The following is a 21,302-nucleotide window of genomic DNA, read 5'->3' as shown; positions in this document are numbered from 1 at the left end:
CAGCAAATTGGGTATGTGATAGCTTGGTGTTTTGTGAGCATTTCGAACTTTCGGTTCGTTTCGTCTTCACACACCGCAATCTGGCTCTTAAGCGCAAATTGCTTGGGTGTTATATGGTCAAGCCTCACGGGCAATTAGTATTGGTTAGCTCAACGCCTCACAGCGCTTACACACCCAACCTATCAACGTCGTAGTCTTCGACGGCCCTTCAGGGAACTCAAGGTTCCAGTGAGATCTCATCTTGAGGCAAGTTTCCCGCTTAGATGCTTTCAGCGGTTATCTTTCCCGAACATAGCTACCCGGCAATGCCACTGGCGTGACAACCGGAACACCAGAGGTTCGTCCACTCCGGTCCTCTCGTACTAGGAGCAGCCCCTCTCAAATCTCAAACGTCCACGGCAGATAGGGACCGAACTGTCTCACGACGTTCTAAACCCAGCTCGCGTACCACTTTAAATGGCGAACAGCCATACCCTTGGGACCGGCTTCAGCCCCAGGATGTGATGAGCCGACATCGAGGTGCCAAACACCGCCGTCGATATGAACTCTTGGGCGGTATCAGCCTGTTATCCCCGGAGTACCTTTTATCCGTTGAGCGATGGCCCTTCCATACAGAACCACCGGATCACTAAGACCTACTTTCGTACCTGCTCGACGTGTCTGTCTCGCAGTCAAGCGCGCTTTTGCCTTTATACTCTACGACCGATTTCCGACCGGTCTGAGCGCACCTTCGTACTCCTCCGTTACTCTTTAGGAGGAGACCGCCCCAGTCAAACTACCCACCATACACTGTCCTCGATCCGGATAACGGACCTGAGTTAGAACCTCAAAGTTGCCAGGGTGGTATTTCAAGGATGGCTCCACGCGAACTGGCGTCCACGCTTCAAAGCCTCCCACCTATCCTACACAAGCAAATTCAAAGTCCAGTGCAAAGCTATAGTAAAGGTTCACGGGGTCTTTCCGTCTAGCCGCGGATACACTGCATCTTCACAGCGATTTCAATTTCACTGAGTCTCGGGTGGAGACAGCGCCGCCATCGTTACGCCATTCGTGCAGGTCGGAACTTACCCGACAAGGAATTTCGCTACCTTAGGACCGTTATAGTTACGGCCGCCGTTTACCGGGGCTTCGATCAAGAGCTTCGCGTTAGCTAACCCCATCAATTAACCTTCCGGCACCGGGCAGGCGTCACACCCTATACGTCCACTTTCGTGTTTGCAGAGTGCTGTGTTTTTAATAAACAGTCGCAGCGGCCTGGTATCTTCGACCGGCATGAGCTTACGGAGCAAGTCCTTCACCCTCACCGGCGCACCTTCTCCCGAAGTTACGGTGCCATTTTGCCTAGTTCCTTCACCCGAGTTCTCTCAAGCGCCTTGGTATTCTCTACCCAACCACCTGTGTCGGTTTGGGGTACGGTTCCTGGTTACCTGAAGCTTAGAAGCTTTTCTTGGAAGCATGGCATCAACCACTTCGTCACCCAAAGGGTAACTCGTCATCAGCTCTCGGCCTTAAGATCCCGGATTTACCTAAGATCTCAGCCTACCACCTTAAACTTGGACAACCAACGCCAAGCTGGCCTAGCCTTCTCCGTCCCTCCATCGCAATAACCAGAAGTACAGGAATATTAACCTGTTTTCCATCGACTACGCTTTTCAGCCTCGCCTTAGGGACCGACTAACCCTGCGTCGATTAACGTTGCGCAGGAAACCTTGGTCTTTCGGCGTGGGTGTTTTTCACACCCATTGTCGTTACTCATGTCAGCATTCGCACTTCTGATACCTCCAGCAAGCTTCTCAACTCACCTTCACAGGCTTACAGAACGCTCCTCTACCGCATCACCCGAAGGTGATACCCGTAGCTTCGGTGTATGGTTTGAGCCCCGTTACATCTTCCGCGCAGGCCGACTCGACTAGTGAGCTATTACGCTTTCTTTAAAGGGTGGCTGCTTCTAAGCCAACCTCCTAGCTGTCTAAGCCTTCCCACATCGTTTCCCACTTAACCATAACTTTGGGACCTTAGCTGACGGTCTGGGTTGTTTCCCTTTTCACGACGGACGTTAGCACCCGCCGTGTGTCTCCCATGCTCGGCACTTGTAGGTATTCGGAGTTTGCATCGGTTTGGTAAGTCGGGATGACCCCCTAGCCGAAACAGTGCTCTACCCCCTACAGTGATACATGAGGCGCTACCTAAATAGCTTTCGAGGAGAACCAGCTATCTCCGAGCTTGATTAGCCTTTCACTCCGATCCACAGGTCATCCGCTAACTTTTCAACGGTAGTCGGTTCGGTCCTCCAGTTAGTGTTACCCAACCTTCAACCTGCCCATGGATAGATCGCCCGGTTTCGGGTCTATTCCCAGCGACTAGACGCCCTATTAAGACTCGCTTTCGCTACGCCTCCCCTATTCGGTTAAGCTCGCCACTGAAAATAAGTCGCTGACCCATTATACAAAAGGTACGCAGTCACAGAACAAAGTCTGCTCCCACTGCTTGTACGCATACGGTTTCAGGATCTATTTCACTCCCCTCTCCGGGGTTCTTTTCGCCTTTCCCTCACGGTACTAGTTCACTATCGGTCAGTCAGTAGTATTTAGCCTTGGAGGATGGTCCCCCCATATTCAGACAAAGTTTCTCGTGCTCCGTCCTACTCGATTTCATGACTAAGAGATTTTCGCGTACAGGGCTATCACCCACTATGGCCGCACTTTCCAGAGCGTTCCGCTAATCTCAAAGCCACTTAAGGGCTAGTCCCCGTTCGCTCGCCACTACTAAGGGAATCTCGGTTGATTTCTTTTCCTCAGGGTACTTAGATGTTTCAGTTCCCCTGGTTCGCCTCTTGCACCTATGTATTCAGTACAAGATAACCATCTTATGATGGCTGGGTTCCCCCATTCAGACATCTCCGGATCAAAGTCTGTTTGCCGACTCCCCGAAGCTTTTCGCAGGCTACCACGTCTTTCATCGCCTCTGACTGCCAAGGCATCCACCGTATGCGCTTCTTCACTTGACCATATAACCCCAAGCAATCTGGTTATACTGTGAAGACGACATTCGCCGAAAATTCGAATTTCTCAACTAAGAGAACTCACAAATTTTACCTTAGCCTGATCCGTTACCAGTGAAAGTAACGTTCAGTCTATCTTTCTATCACATACCCAAATTTTTAAAGAACGAACTAGTCAAAGACTAGAAATCAACATTCACCATCATCACGATGGAATGCTCATTTCTAAGCTTTCAAACTTCAGAAGCAGTAGTGGTGGAGCCAAGCGGGATCGAACCGCTGACCTCCTGCGTGCAAGGCAGGCGCTCTCCCAGCTGAGCTATGGCCCCGTATTTTCTACAGGCGTTTCCCACACAAAATTGGTGGGTCTGGGCAGATTCGAACTGCCGACCTCACCCTTATCAGGGGTGCGCTCTAACCAACTGAGCTACAGACCCAATTTCGGGCTGCTTCTTTCGTCTTCTTCAATGAATCAAGCAATTCGTGTGGGAACTTATGGAGCAGCTGATGTCGTCGATTAAGGAGGTGATCCAGCCGCAGGTTCCCCTACGGCTACCTTGTTACGACTTCACCCCAGTCATGAATCACACCGTGGTAACCGTCCTCCCGAAGGTTAGACTAGCTACTTCTGGTGCAACCCACTCCCATGGTGTGACGGGCGGTGTGTACAAGGCCCGGGAACGTATTCACCGTGACATTCTGATTCACGATTACTAGCGATTCCGACTTCACGCAGTCGAGTTGCAGACTGCGATCCGGACTACGATCGGTTTTATGGGATTAGCTCCACCTCGCGGCTTGGCAACCCTTTGTACCGACCATTGTAGCACGTGTGTAGCCCAGGCCGTAAGGGCCATGATGACTTGACGTCATCCCCACCTTCCTCCGGTTTGTCACCGGCAGTCTCCTTAGAGTGCCCACCATTACGTGCTGGTAACTAAGGACAAGGGTTGCGCTCGTTACGGGACTTAACCCAACATCTCACGACACGAGCTGACGACAGCCATGCAGCACCTGTCTCAATGTTCCCGAAGGCACCAATCCATCTCTGGAAAGTTCATTGGATGTCAAGGCCTGGTAAGGTTCTTCGCGTTGCTTCGAATTAAACCACATGCTCCACCGCTTGTGCGGGCCCCCGTCAATTCATTTGAGTTTTAACCTTGCGGCCGTACTCCCCAGGCGGTCAACTTAATGCGTTAGCTGCGCCACTAAGAGCTCAAGGCTCCCAACGGCTAGTTGACATCGTTTACGGCGTGGACTACCAGGGTATCTAATCCTGTTTGCTCCCCACGCTTTCGCACCTCAGTGTCAGTATCAGTCCAGGTGGTCGCCTTCGCCACTGGTGTTCCTTCCTATATCTACGCATTTCACCGCTACACAGGAAATTCCACCACCCTCTACCATACTCTAGCTCGCCAGTTTTGGATGCAGTTCCCAGGTTGAGCCCGGGGATTTCACATTCAACTTAACGAACCACCTACGCGCGCTTTACGCCCAGTAATTCCGATTAACGCTTGCACCCTCTGTATTACCGCGGCTGCTGGCACAGAGTTAGCCGGTGCTTATTCTGTCGGTAACGTCAAAATTGCAGAGTATTAATCTACAACCCTTCCTCCCAACTTAAAGTGCTTTACAATCCGAAGACCTTCTTCACACACGCGGCATGGCTGGATCAGGCTTTCGCCCATTGTCCAATATTCCCCACTGCTGCCTCCCGTAGGAGTCTGGACCGTGTCTCAGTTCCAGTGTGACTGATCATCCTCTCAGACCAGTTACGGATCGTCGCCTTGGTGAGCCATTACCTCACCAACTAGCTAATCCGACCTAGGCTCATCTGATAGCGCAAGGCCCGAAGGTCCCCTGCTTTCTCCCGTAGGACGTATGCGGTATTAGCGTTCCTTTCGAAACGTTGTCCCCCACTACCAGGCAGATTCCTAGGCATTACTCACCCGTCCGCCGCTGAATTCAGGAGCAAGCTCCTGTCATCCGCTCGACTTGCATGTGTTAGGCCTGCCGCCAGCGTTCAATCTGAGCCATGATCAAACTCTTCAGTTCAAACATCTTTGGGTTTTTAAGAAACCCTAAACTTGGCTCAGCAATCGTTGGTTACATCTTTGATTTCTCGCGGAGTAACTTGTGATGCTGATAATCTTGTTGACTATCAGTCTGACCCCACAAGCACCCACACGAATTGCTTGATTCAGTTGTTAAAGAGCGGTTGGTTAAGATCTTTCGTCTCAACCGAGGCGCGCATTCTACAGCAGCCTCATTTGCTGTCAAGTGATTATCTTCAGAAGTTTTCGAAGAATTCTTCAACAACTTCAACCACTTGCGCTTCAGATCTCTCTGCAGCGGGAGGCGAATTCTACAGCGTTACACGCTGCTGTCAACACCTCTTTTTCAACTTCCTTTTGGCTTCGATGAACTGAAGCAACCTGCTGCCGAAACCTACATAACTCATTGAATCTCAAGGAGTTTTCCGTTTCGACTGCGCCGGAAGTGGGGCGAATTATAGACACCTGAGATCTGCCGTCAACACCTATTTTCATAAATCTGTCACATCGGTCAAAAAACCCCGAAAACACGAAGGCCGACCCCAAGGGGTCGGCCTTCTTTGTCCTGCCCTTCTACTTAAAGGCTAGGGAATGCGAACTGCGAAGCCTCGTGGCTCGCACGCTGCGGCCAGCGCTGAGTGATCGCCTTGCGACGGGTATAGAAACGCACACCGTCCGGACCATAGGCGTGCAGGTCACCGAACAGCGAACGCTTCCAACCGCCGAAGCTGTGGTAAGCCACCGGCACCGGAAGCGGCACATTGACACCCACCATGCCGACTTCGATCTCATCGCAGAACAGACGTGCCGCTTCACCGTCACGGGTGAAGATGCAGGTGCCGTTGCCGTATTCGTGATCGTTGATCAGTTGCATAGCCTCTTCCAGGCTGTTCACACGGACGATGCACAGTACCGGGCCGAAGATCTCTTCTTTATAGATGCGCATCTCCGGGGTGACGTTGTCGAACAGGCAGCCACCGAGGAAGAAGCCTTCTTCATGACCGGCGACGCTGAAACCACGACCATCGACCACCAAGGTCGCGCCCGCCGTCACGCCGTCATCAACGTAACCGCTGACTTTGTCGCGCGCCTGACCAGTCACCAGTGGGCCCATGTCCAGACCGCACGAAGTGCCGGCACCGATTTTCAGCGCCTGAATCTGTGGAACCAGTTTCGCCACCAGCGCATCGGCCACCTGGTCGCCAACACACACGGCAACAGAAATCGCCATGCAGCGCTCGCCGCACGAACCGTACGCCGCGCCCATCAGTGCGCTGACAGCGTTATCCAGATCGGCATCCGGCATCAGCACCGCGTGGTTCTTCGCGCCGCCCAGTGCCTGAACGCGTTTGCCGCGCTTGGTGCCTTCTGCATAGATGTATTCAGCAATTGGCGTCGAGCCAACGAAGCTCAGCGCTTTGACTTCCGGCGCTTCGATCAACGCGTCAACGGCAGTCTTGTCACCGTGCACTACGCTCATCACGCCTTTCGGAAGACCGGCTTCCAGCAGCAACTGAGCAATCAGCAGTGTCGAGCTTGGATCACGCTCGGACGGTTTGAGGATGAAGCAGTTGCCGCAGACGATCGCTAGCGGGTACATCCACAGCGGGACCATGGCCGGAAAGTTGAACGGGGTGATACCGGCCACGATGCCCAGCGGCTGGAAGTCCGACCATGCGTCGATGTTCGGGCCGACGTTGCGGCTGTACTCGCCCTTGAGGATTTCCGGGGCTGCACAGGCGAACTCGACGTTCTCGATACCGCGCTTCAATTCACCGGCGGCGTCTTCCAGGGTCTTGCCGTGTTCTTCGCTGATCAATTGCGAGATACGCGCTTCGTTCTGCTCCAGCAGTTGCTTGAAGCGGAACATCACCTGCGCGCGTTTGGCCGGTGGCGTGTTGCGCCAGGCAGGGAACGCGGCCTTTGCGGCATCGATGGCTTTCTGGATGGTTGCCTGGCTGGCCAGTGGCAGCTTGTGGATCGCCTGACCGGTGGACGGGTTGAACACATCAACCGCGCGACCGTTCTCGGTCACCAGTTCGCCATTGATCAAATGCGGGATAACGCTCATCGAAAACTCCTGAATTCTTGTCCGCAGACGCCCGCGAGGGGCGCCGACTGTTTGTACTTATATATAGAGGGAAAAATCAGTCGAGCTTGTTCAGCACTTCGCCGACCGCGTCGAACAGACGATCGAGGTCTTGCGGCTTGCTGTTGAAGGTTGGGCCGAACTGCAGGGTGTCGCCGCCGAAGCGCACGTAGAACCCGGCTTTCCACAGGGCCATGCCCGCTTCGAAAGGACGCACGATCGCGTCACCGTCACGCGGGGCAATCTGGATCGCGCCGGCAAGACCGAAGTTACGAATGTCGATAACGTTCTTCGAACCTTTCAGACCATGCAGCGCGTTTTCGAAATGCGGCGCGACTTCGGCGACGCTCTGCACCAGGTTTTCCTTTTGCAGCAGGTCGAGTGCCGCCAGGCCAGCGGCGCAGGCCACCGGGTGCGCCGAGTAGGTGTAGCCGTGTGGGAATTCCACGGCGTATTCCGGCGTCGGCTGATTCATGAAGGTCTGGTAGATCTCGGAACTGGCAATCACCGCGCCCATCGGGATCGCGCCGTTGGTGACTTGCTTGGCGATGCACATCAGATCCGGGGTCACGCCAAAGGTGTCGGCGCCGAACATGTTGCCGGTGCGGCCGAAACCGGTGATCACTTCGTCGAACACCAGCAGGATGTTGTGCTGATCGCAGATCTCGCGCAGGTGCTTCAGGTAACCCTGCGGCGGAACCAGCACGCCAGCGGAACCGGCCATAGGTTCAACGAAGACGGCGGCGATGTTCGAGGCATCGTGCAGCTCGATCAACTTCAGCAACTCATCGGCCAAAGCGATACCGCCCTGCTCCGGCATGCCGCGGGAGAAGGCATTGCTCGCCAGCAACGTGTGCGGCAGGTGATCGACATCCATCATCGCCTGACCGAACAGTTTGCGGTTGCCGTTGACGCCGCCGAGGCTGGTGCCGGCGATGTTCACGCCGTGGTAGCCACGGGCACGACCGATCATTTTGGTTTTGGTCGCCTGACCTTTCAGGCGCCAGTAGGCACGCACCATTTTCACCGCAGTGTCGGCGCACTCGGAACCCGAGTCAGTGAAGAACACGTGGTTGAGATTGCCCGGAGTCAGCTCGGTGATTTTCTCGGCCAGCTGGAACGACAACGGGTGACCGTACTGGAAGCCCGGCGAGTAATCGAGGGTGCCCAACTGCTTGGAGACCGCTTCCTGAATTTCCTTGCGGGTGTGGCCAGCGCCGCACGTCCACAGGCCAGACAGCGAGTCGTATACCCGGCGGCCCTTGTCGTCGATCAGCCAGCTGCCTTCGGCGCCAACGATCAAACGCGGATCGCGCTGGAAGTTACGGTTGGCGGTGTACGGCATCCAGTGCGCGTCCAGCTTCAATTGGCTGGCCAGTGGCGACTGAGCGTTTTCAGGCATGTTCATCGGGCAAAACCTCGCAGGGCATAAGCGTCAGGGAGATAAAAAGCGTTGTTGCAGCTAAATTGCCACGCGGATAAAGTCGGTGAAATTCAACTCTTCTAACCTTCAGTTAGAACTCCGCTAAACAATGAGAACAATAAGATGAGCAGCCGCCGTCCCGATCCGCTGGCCCAGGTCAGTGACTTTGATATTCGCCTGCTGCGGATTTTTCGCAGCGTGGTCGAATGTGGCGGCTTTTCAGCGGCGGAAACCGTGCTCGGCATCGGGCGCTCGGCGATCAGCCAGCAGATGAGCGATCTGGAACAACGCCTCGGTTTGCGTTTATGCCAGCGCGGGCGCGCCGGGTTTTCGCTGACCGAGGAAGGTCGCGAGGTGTATCAATCGGCGCTGCAACTGCTAAGTGCACTGGAAAGCTTTCGCACCGAGGTCAACGGCCTGCACCAGCATTTGCGAGGCGAGTTGATCATTGGCCTGACCGACAACCTCGTCACCCTGCCCCACATGCGCATCACCCATGCCCTCGCCCAGTTGAAAGAGCGCGGGCCGGATGTGCAAATCCAGATCCGCATGATTGCGCCGAACGAAGTCGAGCAAGGCGTGCTCGATGGGCGTCTGCATGTCGGCGTGGTGCCACAGGCCAGTGCGTTGTCGGGACTGGAATATCAGCCGCTGTACAGCGAACGTTCGCTGCTTTACTGCGCGGTGGGTCATCCGTTGTTTTATGTCGATGACAAACAACTCGATGACGAGCGTTTAAACAGTCAGGACGCGATTGCGCCGACGTTTCGTTTGCCAGCGGATATCCAGGCGCATTACCAAGCGCTCAATTGCACGGCCAGCGCTTCCGACCGGGAAGGCATGGCGTTTCTGATTTTGACCGGGCGTTACATTGGATATTTGCCGGATCACTACGCCAGCCTTTGGGTGCAACAAGGTCGCTTGCGTGCGCTTAAATCGCAAACGCGTTTCTACGACCTAAGCCTCGCATCGGTCACGCGCAAGGGTCGCCGCCCTCATTTGGTGCTGGAAAGCTTTCTGGAGAGCCTGGCGGCGACGCGCTGAAAAATCCTGACAGGCCCGGCTGTGTTGGGCCTTGTTGACTAAATCACTCCATAACCTGAGCAAGTGGACAGCTTTTTGCAAAGCAGGATCAACCCCGATCCTTCAACAAGAAGCCCTAAGCCATGCAGCCAGATTCCGCACCGTCCAGCGACCTGATCTACGGCCTCAACGACCGCCCCAAACCGCTTGCCGCCACGCTCGCGGCGTTGCAACACGTGCTCGCCAGTTTCGTCGGCATCATCACCCCGCCATTGGTGATTGGCTCGGCGCTCGGGCTGACCGCCTATTTGCCGTATCTGATCAGCATGGCGTTGATGGTTTCCGGTGTCGGTACGTTTATCCAAGCGCGGCGGCCGTTCGGGATTGGCGCAGGAATGATTTGTCTGCAAGGCACCAGTTTCGCCTTTCTCGGTGCGGTGCTGTCGGCTGGTTTTTTGGTCAAGCAACGCGGCGGTAGCCCGGAAGACATTCTCGCGATGATTTTCGGTGTGTGCTTTTTCGGCGCGTTGGTGCAGATCGTCCTCAGCCGTTTCATCGGCCAATTGCGTCGAGTCGTTACGCCGCTGGTGACCGGTATCGTCATCACCCTGATCGGCATCAGCCTGATCAAGGTCGGCATCACTGATCTGGGCGGCGGTTTCAATGCGCCGGACTTCGGTGCGCCGGGCAATCTGGCGCTCGGCGTGTTTGTGTTGCTGACGATCATTTTGCTCAACCGCTCGAACACGCCGTGGGTGCGTTTGTCGGCGATCATCATAGGTCTGGTGCTCGGCAGTCTGGCCGCGTGGTTCAGTGGGAAACTGGTGCCGCAGCCATTGCCTGACTTGCCGCTGGTGAGTTTTCCTACGCCGTTCAAGTTTGGCTTCAGCTTCGACTGGACGGCTTTCCTGCCGGTCGCGCTGATTTATCTGATCAGCACCATCGAAACCGTCGGCGACCTCACTGCCAATTGCATGCTCGCCCGCCAACCCATCAGCGGCCCTTCTTATATAAGCCGTCTGCGCGGTGGCGTGCTCGGTGATGGCGTGAGCTGCATGATCGCGGCGACCTTCAGCGCCTTCCCCAACACCACGTTTGCGCAGAACAACGGCGTGATCCAGTTGACCGGCGTTGCCAGCCGCTACGTTGGCTTGTACATCGGTGCAATCCTGTTTTGTCTCGGCATGTTCCCGATGATCGGCGCGGTGCTGCAACAGATTCCGAAACCGGTACTCGGCGGCGCAACCCTGGTGATGTTCGGCGCGGTGGCCGCTGCCGGCGTGCGCATCCTCGCGCAGTCGCCGCTGGATCGGCGCAGCATGTTGATCATTGCCACTTCGTTCGGCGTGGGCCTGGGCATCGCTGCGCAACCGAACCTGCTGCACCTGCTGCCGAAACTGGTGCAGAACCTGTTCGACTCGGCGATCACCAGCGGCGGTCTGACCGCGATCATCCTGTGCCTGTTACTGCCGGAGTCGAAAACCGAGGCCGCTGAAGTACCCGCGCCGCTGAACAAGATCGAACAGGCGTAACGGTTTTATCGCGCAAGGACTTGTCGGATGCCTGTGGGTGCGCTATCAACGCAACTGGTTGCACCCACAGACAAACCCGGAAGTGCCTATGACCTTTGAAGTCCCAGCCCACGGCGGCAAACCCGCCAGCCGCATTCGTCAGAAAAACGAAGAGACCATCCTCAAAGCCGCCGAAGACGAGTTCGCCCGTCACGGATACAAAGGCACCAGCATGAACACCATCGCGCAGAATGCGGGGTTGCCCAAGGCGAACCTGCATTACTACTTCACCAACAAACTCGGTTTGTACGTGGCAGTGCTGAGCAACATCATTGAGCTGTGGGACAGCACCTTCAACACCCTCACCGCCGAGGACGATCCAGCCGAAGCGCTGACCCGCTACATCCGCGCCAAGATGGAATTCTCCCGTCGCCAGCCGCAAGCTTCGCGGATCTTTGCGATGGAAGTGATCAGCGGCGGCGAATGTCTCACCGAATATTTCAATCAGGATTACCGCGCCTGGTTCACTGGCCGTGCGGCGGTGTTTCAGGCTTGGATCGATGCGGGCAAAATGGACGCGGTCGATCCGGTGCACCTGATCTTCCTGTTGTGGGGCAGCACCCAGCATTACGCCGACTTCGCCACGCAGATCTGTCGCGTCAGCGGTCGCAGCAAGTTGACCAAGCAGGACATGGAAGACGCCGGCAACAACCTGATCCGCATTATCCTCAAAGGCTGCGGCCTCACTCCTTCTGTATAAGACGTTTATGCCTTTCACCCTCAGCGGTTTTTGCGAGTACCGCGAAGAGATTCGCAAAAGCCGCTTTATCACCTTCGCCACGCCGATCGGCAGCCCTGCCGACGCGCAGGCGTTCTTCGAACAGCACAGCGATCTGAACGCCTCGCACAATTGCTGGGCGTGGAAACTCGGCGATCAATATCGCAGCAACGACGATGGCGAACCGGGCGGCACCGCTGGGCGACCGATTCTGGCGGCGATTGAAGCGCAGGATTGCGATCAGGTCGCGGTGCTGGTGATTCGCTGGTACGGCGGCATTCAACTGGGCACCGGTGGTTTGGCCCGGGCGTATGGCGGTGGGGCGAACAAATGTTTGCAGACGGCAGCGAAGGTTGAGCTGATCAGCCGGGTGCCGTTGAGTTGCGCTTGCGGGTTTGCCGAACTGGCGCTGGTGAAGTTGCGGGTGGCCGATCTCGGCGGATTGGTTATTGAAGAAAACTTCACGGCGAACGGCGTTGAATTGCAGTTGGCCGTAGGCGAAGCGCAGATTGATGTCTTGCAGACGCAGCTTGCTGATCTGAGTCGGGGACGGATTTTGCTGCAACGATAAAAGATCAAAAGGTCGCAGCGTTCCGCAGCCCCTACATTTAAAATGCGTGCCCCTGTAGGAGTTGCCGAAGGCTGCGATCTTTTAGGGCATCACCCTTTTCCCCAACTCCCCAGACTTGCCCACATCTGCTGTGCACCCGACTGTGGATAACCTGAGCACATAACGCTGTAACCCTTCTGTCACGCGGCTTTGCGCGGTTTGTTCACTTTTCGTTCAATTCGCCCGACGAAATGTAAATCCCAATTAGAAACAAACAGTTAGCTACGTTTAGCACCATTAGAAGAAAGCACCTCAGTGCTTATGCCCGGTCTTTCAGCTTGCGCACAATAACTGTGGAACAACCTGTGGATAAGCCGTTCATGACCGCCTCTGTCGCAGGTACGGCCTAGCTCCCGGACGGTTGCTCGTTTTTTGATCAGTCAATAGCGGGCAAAACTGGAGCCCGATCAACGGCTTTGCGCTGATTTGGTGCTGTGCCTGCGCTCGATTTGCAACAGAACGCTCTGCGCCAGCCACCGGCAACCGCCGTCCGCTCGGGTTCCTGACTCAATGGCCAGGAAATTGCTTTATCCACAGGCACAACTCCAAGCAAGTCGAGCCTGTCATGCCCATTGCTCCTGCAACCCCGCGCCTGCAAATGCGCCATATCAGCAAACGCTACCCCGGTTGTCTGGCCAACGACGCCATCGACCTGACCATCGCTCCCGGAGAAATCCACGCCCTGCTCGGCGAAAACGGTGCGGGCAAAAGTACCTTGATGAAGATCATCTACGGCGTCACCCAGGCCGATTCAGGTGAGATGCTCTGGCAAGGTCAACGGGTCAATATCCGCAACCCGGCGCAGGCGCGGCAGTTGGGGATCGGCATGGTGTTCCAGCATTTCTCGCTGTTCGAAACCCTCAGCGTGGCGCAGAACATTGCCTTGGCGATGGGCGCGGCGGCAGGCACGCCGAAACAACTGGAACCAAAGATTCGCGAAGTGTCGCGCCGTTATGGCATGGCGCTGGAGCCGGAACGACTTGTCCACAGCCTGTCGATTGGCGAGCGGCAACGGGTGGAAATCATTCGCTGCCTGATGCAGGACATCCGTCTGCTGATTCTCGATGAACCGACCTCGGTGCTGACGCCGCAGGAGGCCGACGAGTTGTTCATCACCCTGCGCCGCCTCGCCGCCGAGGGCTGCAGCATTCTGTTTATCAGCCACAAGCTCGGTGAAGTCCGGGCGTTGTGTCACAGCGCCACGGTTTTGCGTGGCGGACGCGTGGCCGGGCATTGCGTGCCGGCGCAGTGTTCGGATCAGCAACTGGCGCAATTGATGGTCGGCGAAGCGGCGGCGTTGATCGGTGATTATCCGAAGGTCAGCGGCGGCGCGGCATTTTTGCAGGTCAGCGGTTTGAGTTGGGCTAACCCGGACCCGTTCGGCTGCTCGCTTGCAGGCATCGACCTGGAAGTGCGCAGCGGTGAAATCGTTGGCATCGCTGGCGTTGCCGGCAACGGTCAGGATGAATTGCTCGCCCTGCTCAGCGGCGAACAAACCTTGCCTCGGGCCGAAGCGGCCACCATTCGATTCGCTGAGCAGGACGTCGGCGATTTACGCCCGGACGCACGACGCAAACGGGGCCTGGCGTTCGTGCCCGCCGAACGCCTCGGCCACGGCGCGGTGCCGGAGTTGAGTCTGGCGGACAACGCCCTGCTCAGCGCTTTCCAGCAAGGCTTGGTCAGCCACGGCCTGATCGAACGCGGCAAAGTCGAAGCTCTCGCCCAGCAAATCATCCAGCGCTTCGGCGTGAAAACTCCGAATACGCAGACCGCCGCACGCAGCCTGTCCGGCGGCAACCTGCAGAAATTCATCCTCGGTCGGGAAATCCTCCAGCAACCAAAACTGCTGATCGCCGCGCACCCGACCTGGGGCGTTGACGTCGGTGCCGCCGCGACCATTCACCGGGCCTTGATCGCGCTACGCGATGCCGGCGCGGCGATTCTGGTGATTTCCGAAGACCTCGATGAACTGTTCCAGATCAGCGACCGCCTCGGCGCCTTGTGCGGCGGACGTCTGTCGGCGTTGCACGCCACCGGCGGCACACAACTCAGCGATGTCGGCGGCTGGATGGCCGGACAGTTCGACAATCCACCTTCAGCCGTCAAGGTTTAACGGAGTTTCAAAACATGCTGCTTTCCCTCGAGTCCCGCGGCCAGCAATCGCGATTGATGTTGTGGTGTTCGCCGTTATTGGCGGCGGCGCTGACGCTTGGCTGCGGTTCGCTGCTGTTCATCGCCCTCGGCCATGATCCGCTGCAAACGTTGCACACGTTGCTGATCGCGCCAGTCAGCGACCTGTACGGCGTCTCCGAATTGCTGGTGAAAACACTGCCGATTTTGCTCTGTGCATTGGGCCTGGCGGTGGCGTATCAGGCGCGGATCTGGAACATCGGCGCCGAAGGTCAATTGCTCCTTGGCGCACTCGTCGGCAGCGCGTTGGCGGTGAACATCATCGACATGCAAAGCCGTTGGGCGCTGGCGTTGATTCTGCTCACCGGCACCCTCGCTGGTGCGGCATGGGCCGGACTCACCGCGTGGTTGCGCACCCGCTTCAATGCCAACGAAATCCTCACCAGCATCATGCTCAATTACATCGCGCTGAACCTGTTGTTGTTCTGCGTACACGGGCCGTTGAAAGATCCCGCTGGGTTCAACTTTCCCGAGTCGGCGATGTTCGGCGACGCCAGTCGTTTGCCGTTGTTGATGGAGGATGGCCGCGTGCATGCCGGCGTGTATTTCGCCTTGCTCGCACTGGTGGCGGTGTGGGTGTTGTTGCAGAAAAGCTTCGTCGGTTTCCAGATCAAAGTGCTTGGCTTGGACAAGCGAGCGGCAGGGTTTGTCGGCTTTCGCGAGAAGCGGCTGATCTGGCTGGCGCTGTTGATCAGCGGCGGCTTGGCCGGGCTTGCGGGCGTCTGCGAAGTGACCGGGCCGATTGGCCAATTGGTGCCGCAGGTGTCGCCGGGTTATGGCTATGCGGCGATCACCGTGGCGTTCCTCGGGCGACTGAATCCGATCGGGATTTTGTTCTCCAGCCTGTTGATGGCACTGCTGTACATCGGTGGCGAGAGCGCACAAATGAGCCTGAATCTGCCACAAGCGATCACCCAGTTGTTTCAGGGAATGATGCTGTTTTTCCTGCTCGCCTGTGACGTGCTGATCCTCTATCGGCCACGCCTGAACCTGCGCTGGGCGAAGCGCACTTCGACCACTGCCGTAACCGCCGGAGCGCTGTGATGGATATCGATCTGTTGAGCAATATTTTCTACGCCATGGTGCGTTGCGGCACGCCGCTGTTGCTGGTGGCGTTGGGTGAACTGATCTGCGAGAAGAGCGGCGTGCTCAACCTCGGGCAGGAAGGGATGATGCTGTTTGGCGCGGTGATCGGTTTTATCGTTGCGCTGAACAGCGGCAACCTGTGGCTCGGCGTGTTGTTGGCGATGCTCGCAGGCATGCTGCTGTCGTCGCTGTTTGCCTTGGTGGCGCTGGTGTTCAACGCCAATCAAGTGGCAACCGGTTTGGCCCTGACGATTTTTGGTGTCGGGCTGTCGACCTTTGTCGGCGCGGCCTGGGTAGGCAAACCGCTGGCCGGTTTTGAGCCGCTGGCGATTCCTTATCTGAGTGAGATTCCGCTGATCGGGCGGATGTTGTTCGCGCAGGATTTGCTGGTGTATCTGTCGTTCGCGCTGTTTGCGCTGGTGGCGTGGGTAATCATCAAGAGTCGTGTCGGGTTGATCATTCAGGCCGTGGGTGAGAACCCGGATGCGGCCAGTGCGATGGGCTTGCCGGTGTTGACCGTGCGCACGTTGGCAGTGCTGTTTGGCGGGGCGATGGCCGGGTTGGCCGGGGCGTATCTGTCGCTGGCCTACACGCCGATGTGGGCGGAAAACATGACCGCCGGGCGCGGCTGGATCGCGCTGGCGCTGGTGGTATTTGCCAGTTGGCGCGTGTGGCGGTTGTTGCTTGGGGCGTATCTGTTTGGCCTCGCCAGCATCCTGCACCTGGTGGCGCAGGGGTTGGGGCTGGCGATTCCGTCGAGTTTGCTGGCGATGCTGCCGTACGTGGCGACCATTGTGGTGTTGGTGCTGTTGTCGCGGGATGCGCTGCGTACGCGGTTGTATGCACCGGTTTCGTTGGGGCAGCCTTGGCAGGCCGGGCATTAGTGCGGTGATTTCAATGGCCCTATCGCTGGCAAGCCAGCTCCCACAGGTTTAGTGGTGATCACAAATTTTGTGCACGACACAAACACTGTGGGAGCTGGCTTGCCAGCGATGACGCCCTCACAGGCAACACCTGAGCAATGCCCCACGCCAGTTCGAAGACCAGGAAAACCAGCAATATCGAACTGGCGCCATGCAACAAGGCATACGCCTGCCAAGCCGCAAACAGAAATCTGGCCACCGCGTCATACCGTCCATAAAGCGCCTGCGGATCACGAATCCGCAGCACCGCCCATACGCACACCACCGAACCCAATAGATTCGCCATCAACATATGCACAGGCTGAAACGCCGGCAGTTCGCCTGGCAAATTCAGTGCGCTCAACAACCCGTGCACAAGCGCAAAACTCCACGGCGTGGCAAACGCTGCTGTAACGACCAGGTCATACCAGGCACTGCCGCGCACCACGTTGCGATACTGTGTTGAAGTCCACATCATCCTTGCTCCAGAAATTCAGGGAGCAAGCACGGTAAAGCCTGGAGTATGCTCCAGGGTCAATAGCCCTTTTGAGAGCCGCCATGCGCATCGGTGAATTAGCCCAGGCCAGCGCAGTCAGCCGTGACACGTTGCGTTTCTATGAGCAGCGCGGGCTGATCGCGGCGCAGCGCAGTGCCAACGGTTATCGCGACTATCCGCTGGAGATGGTGCAGCTGGTGCTCTACATAAAAACCGCGCAGCGCTTGGGATTTACCCTCGGCGAGATTGGCGACAGCGTCGCCGCGTTGTGGAACGCCCCCGATCCGGACAACGCCGTGGCGCAATTGCTGCGCGACAAACTGCAACTGATCGAAACCCGCATGGGCGAACTCGACGTGCTGCGTCAGGAGCTGCAACTTCGGCTCGGTCAAGCCTGTCCATTAAATCCATGATCCTCATTCATCAAGGAAGCCCCTCATGTCTGCAAAAAACGCACTGATCATCGGCGCCTCCCGGGGCCTTGGCCTCGGCCTGGTGAAAACCCTGCTGGCCGACGGCTGGCAGGTCACCGCCACCGTGCGCAATCCGCAAAACGCCGAGGCGCTGCAAGCGCTGGGCAAGGTGCGGATCGAGAAGCTCGACATGGACGATCAGCAAGCGGTGATCGCGCTGAGCCAACAGCTCAAGGGCGAAACCTTCGACCTGCTGTTCGTCAACGCCGGGGTCAAAGGCCCGGCCGATCAGACCCCGGGCGGCGCGACACTGGCCGAAGTCGGTCAGCTGTTTTTCACCAACGCCGTGGCGCCGATCAATCTGGCCCAACGCTTTGCCGGGCAGATCCGTGACGGCAGCGGCGTGCTCGCGTTCATGAGTTCCGGGCTCGGTAGCGTGACGGTGCCGGACGCGCCGGAACTGGCGTTGTACAAGGCGAGCAAGGCAGCGCTGAATTCAATGACCAACAGTTTTGTCACGCAATTGGGCGAGCAGAAGCTGACGGTGTTGTCGCTCCATCCGGGCTGGGTGAAGACCGACATGGGTGGCGAAGGTGCGGACCTGGACGTGGAAACCAGCACCCGTGGGCTGGTGGATCAGGTGAATGCGTATGCCAGCAAGGGTGGGCATCACTTCATCAACTACAAGGGTGAAACGATTCCCTGGTAACTGATGATCCCCTGTGGGAACTAGCCCTGCTAGCGATAGCGGTGTGTCAGTCATCTTATTTTTGATCTGACACACCGTCATCGCTAGCAGGGCTAGCTCCCACAGGGACGGTGTGATGTTGTTCGGTCGGGTTGGGCTTGCCCGGAAAGCGCTTTTGTTTGAAACTGCGCACCTCGTCCCCGCGGCGACCCTGGATCAGCAGACAGGGCATCACTGAGCTGGCAACCCTGAACCCAATTTTCAGAGGAGCCGGCAACATGCCCGCGACCCGTACCTGGTTAAAAAACCCCCTCGCCATTTTCACCTCCAACGAGCTCGATGCCCGTGGCGGCCTTGTCGTGCAAGACGGTGTCATCGTCGAAGTGCTCGCTGCCGGTCAACAACCGTCGGCGCCGTGCAATGCAGTGTTCGATGCCCGCGAGCATGTGATCCTGCCGGGCCTGATCAACACCCACCACCATTTCTATCAAACCCTCACCCGTGCCTGGGCGCCGGTGGTCAATCAGCCGTTGTTCCCGTGGCTGAAAACCCTGTACCCGGTCTGGGCGCGTTTGACGCCTGAGAAACTCGCGCTCGCGACCAAAGTTGCCTTGGCCGAACTGCTGTTGTCGGGTTGCACCACTGCTGCCGACCATCACTACCTGTTCCCGGACGGTCTGGAAAACGCCATCGACGTGCAAGTCGAAAGCGTCCGCGAACTGGGCATGCGCGCCATGCTCACTCGCGGCTCGATGAGCCTCGGCGAAAAGGACGGCGGCCTGCCGCCGCAGCAGACCGTGCAGGAAGGTCAGGTAATTCTCGACGACAGTCAGCGCCTGATTCACGAGTACCACGAACGCGGCGACGGCGCGCAGATCCAGATCGCATTGGCGCCGTGCTCGCCGTTCTCGGTGACCCCGGAAATCATGTCGGCCAGTGCTGAACTGGCGAACAAACTCGACGTGCGCCTGCACACTCACCTCGCCGAAACCCTCGATGAAGAAGACTTCTGCCTGCAGCGTTTCGGCCTGCGCACCGTCGATTATCTCGACAGCGTCGGCTGGCTCGGTCCACGTACGTGGCTGGCTCACGGCATCCACTTCAACCCGGACGAAATCGCGCGTCTCGGCGAGGCGGGCACCGGTATTTGCCATTGCCCGAGCTCCAACATGCGCTTGGCTTCCGGCATCTGCCCGAGTATCGATCTGACTGACGCCGGTGCGTTGTTTGGTCTGGGCGTCGACGGTTCGGCGTCCAACGATGCGTCGAACATGATTCTCGAAGCGCGTCAGGCGCTGTACATCCAGCGTCTGCGTTACGGCGCCGAGAAGATCACCCCGGAGCGCGTGCTGGGCTGGGCGACCAAGGGTTCGGCGAGCTTGTTGGGTCGTACCGATATTGGCGAGATTGCCGTGGGCAAGCAGGCGGATCTGGCGTTGTTCAAGCTCGATGAGCTGCGCTTCTCCGGCAGTCACGATCCGATTTCGGCGCTGCTGTTGTGCGGCGCGGATCGTGCGGATCGGGTGATGATTGGTGGCAAGTGGCGCGTGGTTGACGGCCAGGTGGAAGGCCTCGACTTGAAAGGCCTGATCGCCGATCACAGTCAGGCGGCTCGCCAGTTGATCGCCGGCACCTGATCCACCACTGATGAAACCTGTGGGAGCTAGCCCTGCTGGCGATTGCGATGTGTCAGTCAACAGAAATGTTGCTGATATATCGCATCGCTAGCAGGGCTAGCTCCCACAGTGTTTTGTGGTAGGCCTAAAGGCCCAGCAGCGACAACATGAGGAACGTCGCAAACAGTACGAAGTGGGTCATGCCTTCGATGGCATTGGTTTCGCCGTCATTGAGGTTGATCGCGCTGACGATCAACGTCAGGAAAATCATCACCGTCTGCACCGGGGTCATCGCCATTTGAAAAGGCTGCCCCGTGTACAGCGCCATCGCTTCCATCACCGGCACCGTCAGAATCACCGTCGACAGTGACGCGCCCATCGCAATGTTCACCACCGACTGCATGCGGTTGGCCAAGGCTGCACGCAACGCAGTCAGAATCTCCGGCGCTGCGGAAATCGCCGCCACCAGAATCGCCGTGATCACTGGCGGTGCGCCCGTGCCTTCCAGGCCCAGATCGAGAGTCTTCGACATCACTTCGGCCAGTGCGCCGATCACCACAATGCCAAACACCAGAATGCCGATCGACAGGCCGATGCTCGGTGCTTTCGCCTGCGCGTCCTGCGGTTCTTTCTTGCGGCGTTTGTCGGGGTAGCTGTAGCTGAAAAAGTAACTGTGCGGGCCGACTTGCATGCGCAGAAACAACGCGTAAAGAACGACCATCGCGCCGATGGTGAACGCTGAATAAATCTTCCAGTTGGCCTCGGGAATAAACTCCGGCACCACCATCGACACGCCCATGGCGGTGAGGATCATCACGCTGTAGCTGCGCGCGGAATCGTCGTTGTAGGACTGTTCGCCGTGCTTGATCCCGCCCATTAGCGCGGCGAGGCCGAGGATGCCGTTGATGTCGAGCATCACCGCCGAATAGATCGTGTCACGCACCAGCGTGGGCGATGCTTCGTTGCTCATCATGATTGCCAGAATCACCACTTCGACCAGCACGGCCGCCAGTGTGAGGATCATCGTGCCGTACGGGTCGCCGACCTTTTCGGCGAGCAATTCAGCGTGGTGGGCGACGCGCATCGAGGCGGCGACGATGAAAGCGATCAGCACCAGGCCGGCAGTCAGCGCGACGATCTGGCCGCTGTGCAGCATCCAGTGTTCCAACGGATAGGCGACGCACGCGGCGATGACGGCCAGTAGCAGAAAGCTTTCTTGCTTGAGAATCGGGAACATGGCGGGCCTTTTTGCCGAAGAGTGCGAATGAGCTACTGACTGCGGAGCGGCGCTAACGTTTCGTTACACCTTAGCGCACCAAGCGATGGCGTGAATCCGTTGAGTTGCACTGCGTTGGTTCTGGCGCTGAAAAGATCGCAGCCTTCGGCAGCTCCTACAGGTTGTGCATTCCCATGTAGGAGCTG

At 57.5% G+C, this 21,302-nt stretch carries 14 protein-coding genes, 2 tRNA genes and 2 rRNA genes; 10 read left to right on the top strand and 8 right to left on the bottom strand.

What is annotated here, in order from left to right:
- Positions 1 to 113: 113 nt before the first annotated feature.
- From AC3Y64_RS03515 to aptA, 6 genes are all read right to left on the bottom strand, one after another.
- Positions 114 to 3,007: ribosomal RNA gene (locus AC3Y64_RS03515) — 23S ribosomal RNA — on the bottom strand.
- Positions 3,008 to 3,254: 247 nt separating this feature from the next.
- Positions 3,255 to 3,330 (bottom strand) — tRNA-Ala (locus AC3Y64_RS03510).
- 31 nt (positions 3,331 to 3,361) lie between these two features.
- Positions 3,362 to 3,438 (bottom strand) — tRNA-Ile (locus AC3Y64_RS03505).
- 81 nt (positions 3,439 to 3,519) lie between these two features.
- Positions 3,520 to 5,056 (bottom strand): 16S ribosomal RNA (locus tag AC3Y64_RS03500).
- The 16S and 23S rRNA genes sit together here with 2 tRNA genes alongside, the layout of an rRNA operon.
- A 576-nt stretch (positions 5,057 to 5,632) precedes the next feature.
- Positions 5,633 to 7,126 carry a CoA-acylating methylmalonate-semialdehyde dehydrogenase gene (locus AC3Y64_RS03495; RefSeq protein WP_016987353.1) on the bottom strand — a complete coding sequence of 498 codons (1,494 nt, stop codon included), beginning with the start codon at positions 7,124 to 7,126 and terminating at the stop codon, positions 5,633 to 5,635.
- 76 nt (positions 7,127 to 7,202) lie between these two features.
- Positions 7,203 to 8,552 (bottom strand): omega-aminotransferase AptA, encoded by a 1,350-nt coding sequence (gene aptA, locus AC3Y64_RS03490; protein WP_489986459.1) that lies wholly within the window; start codon positions 8,550 to 8,552, stop codon positions 7,203 to 7,205.
- A gap of 138 nt (positions 8,553 to 8,690) precedes the next feature.
- Here aptA and AC3Y64_RS03485 point away from each other — a divergent pair, with 138 nt between their 5' ends.
- The 7 genes from AC3Y64_RS03485 to AC3Y64_RS03455 all read left to right on the top strand — a co-directional run bounded on the left by AC3Y64_RS03485 (position 8,691) and on the right by AC3Y64_RS03455 (position 16,649).
- Complete coding sequence (locus AC3Y64_RS03485) at positions 8,691 to 9,611, top strand: LysR family transcriptional regulator (protein WP_064387741.1); 921 nt, start codon at positions 8,691 to 8,693, stop codon at positions 9,609 to 9,611.
- Between the two features lie 122 nt (positions 9,612 to 9,733).
- Complete coding sequence (locus AC3Y64_RS03480) at positions 9,734 to 11,122, top strand: uracil-xanthine permease family protein (protein ID WP_158959275.1); 1,389 nt, start codon at positions 9,734 to 9,736, stop codon at positions 11,120 to 11,122.
- Positions 11,123 to 11,210: 88 nt separating this feature from the next.
- Positions 11,211 to 11,861 carry a TetR/AcrR family transcriptional regulator gene (locus AC3Y64_RS03475; RefSeq protein ID WP_158959276.1) on the top strand — a complete coding sequence of 217 codons (651 nt, stop codon included), beginning with the start codon at positions 11,211 to 11,213 and terminating at the stop codon, positions 11,859 to 11,861.
- Between the two features lie 7 nt (positions 11,862 to 11,868).
- The gene (locus tag AC3Y64_RS03470; RefSeq protein WP_489986458.1) at positions 11,869 to 12,450 is read left to right on the top strand and encodes an IMPACT family protein; all 582 of its coding nucleotides are present in this window, start codon (positions 11,869 to 11,871) and stop codon (positions 12,448 to 12,450) included.
- Between the two features lie 604 nt (positions 12,451 to 13,054).
- Complete coding sequence (locus tag AC3Y64_RS03465) at positions 13,055 to 14,602, top strand: ABC transporter ATP-binding protein (protein WP_489986457.1); 1,548 nt, start codon at positions 13,055 to 13,057, stop codon at positions 14,600 to 14,602.
- Between the two features lie 14 nt (positions 14,603 to 14,616).
- Positions 14,617 to 15,723: an ABC transporter permease gene (locus AC3Y64_RS03460; protein WP_489986456.1), complete on the top strand. Its 1,107-nt coding sequence runs from the start codon at positions 14,617 to 14,619 to the stop codon at positions 15,721 to 15,723.
- Positions 15,723 to 16,649, top strand: coding sequence for an ABC transporter permease (locus AC3Y64_RS03455; protein ID WP_064118442.1), 927 nt, complete (start codon positions 15,723 to 15,725; stop codon positions 16,647 to 16,649). Before AC3Y64_RS03460 ends, AC3Y64_RS03455 begins: the two co-directional genes overlap by 1 nt.
- 58 nt (positions 16,650 to 16,707) lie before the next feature.
- Here AC3Y64_RS03455 and AC3Y64_RS03450 read toward each other — a convergent pair whose 3' ends face one another.
- The gene (locus tag AC3Y64_RS03450) at positions 16,708 to 17,142 is read right to left on the bottom strand and encodes a hypothetical protein (protein WP_489986455.1); all 435 of its coding nucleotides are present in this window, start codon (positions 17,140 to 17,142) and stop codon (positions 16,708 to 16,710) included.
- A gap of 83 nt (positions 17,143 to 17,225) precedes the next feature.
- Between AC3Y64_RS03450 and AC3Y64_RS03445 the strand changes: the two genes are divergently transcribed.
- From AC3Y64_RS03445 to AC3Y64_RS03435, 3 genes are all read left to right on the top strand, one after another.
- Positions 17,226 to 17,576 (top strand): MerR family transcriptional regulator, encoded by a 351-nt coding sequence (locus AC3Y64_RS03445; protein ID WP_489986454.1) that lies wholly within the window; start codon positions 17,226 to 17,228, stop codon positions 17,574 to 17,576.
- A 25-nt stretch (positions 17,577 to 17,601) separates the two neighbouring features.
- On the top strand, positions 17,602 to 18,285 hold the full coding sequence (locus tag AC3Y64_RS03440) for an SDR family oxidoreductase (protein WP_489986453.1): 684 nt from the start codon (positions 17,602 to 17,604) through the stop codon (positions 18,283 to 18,285).
- A 257-nt stretch (positions 18,286 to 18,542) separates the two neighbouring features.
- Positions 18,543 to 19,901 carry an 8-oxoguanine deaminase gene (locus AC3Y64_RS03435; RefSeq protein WP_034154761.1) on the top strand — a complete coding sequence of 453 codons (1,359 nt, stop codon included), beginning with the start codon at positions 18,543 to 18,545 and terminating at the stop codon, positions 19,899 to 19,901.
- 124 nt (positions 19,902 to 20,025) lie between these two features.
- On the opposite strand, the gene AC3Y64_RS03430 is transcribed toward AC3Y64_RS03435, so the two are convergent.
- Positions 20,026 to 21,117 (bottom strand): calcium:cation antiporter, encoded by a 1,092-nt coding sequence (locus AC3Y64_RS03430; protein ID WP_489986452.1) that lies wholly within the window; start codon positions 21,115 to 21,117, stop codon positions 20,026 to 20,028.
- Positions 21,118 to 21,302: the final 185 nt, after the last annotated feature.

The organism is Pseudomonas sp. 4CAES_32.4 (genome assembly GCF_058136335.1).
Note: the sequence above shows the minus strand (reverse complement) of the source record. Positions and strands in the feature narration are given on the sequence as shown.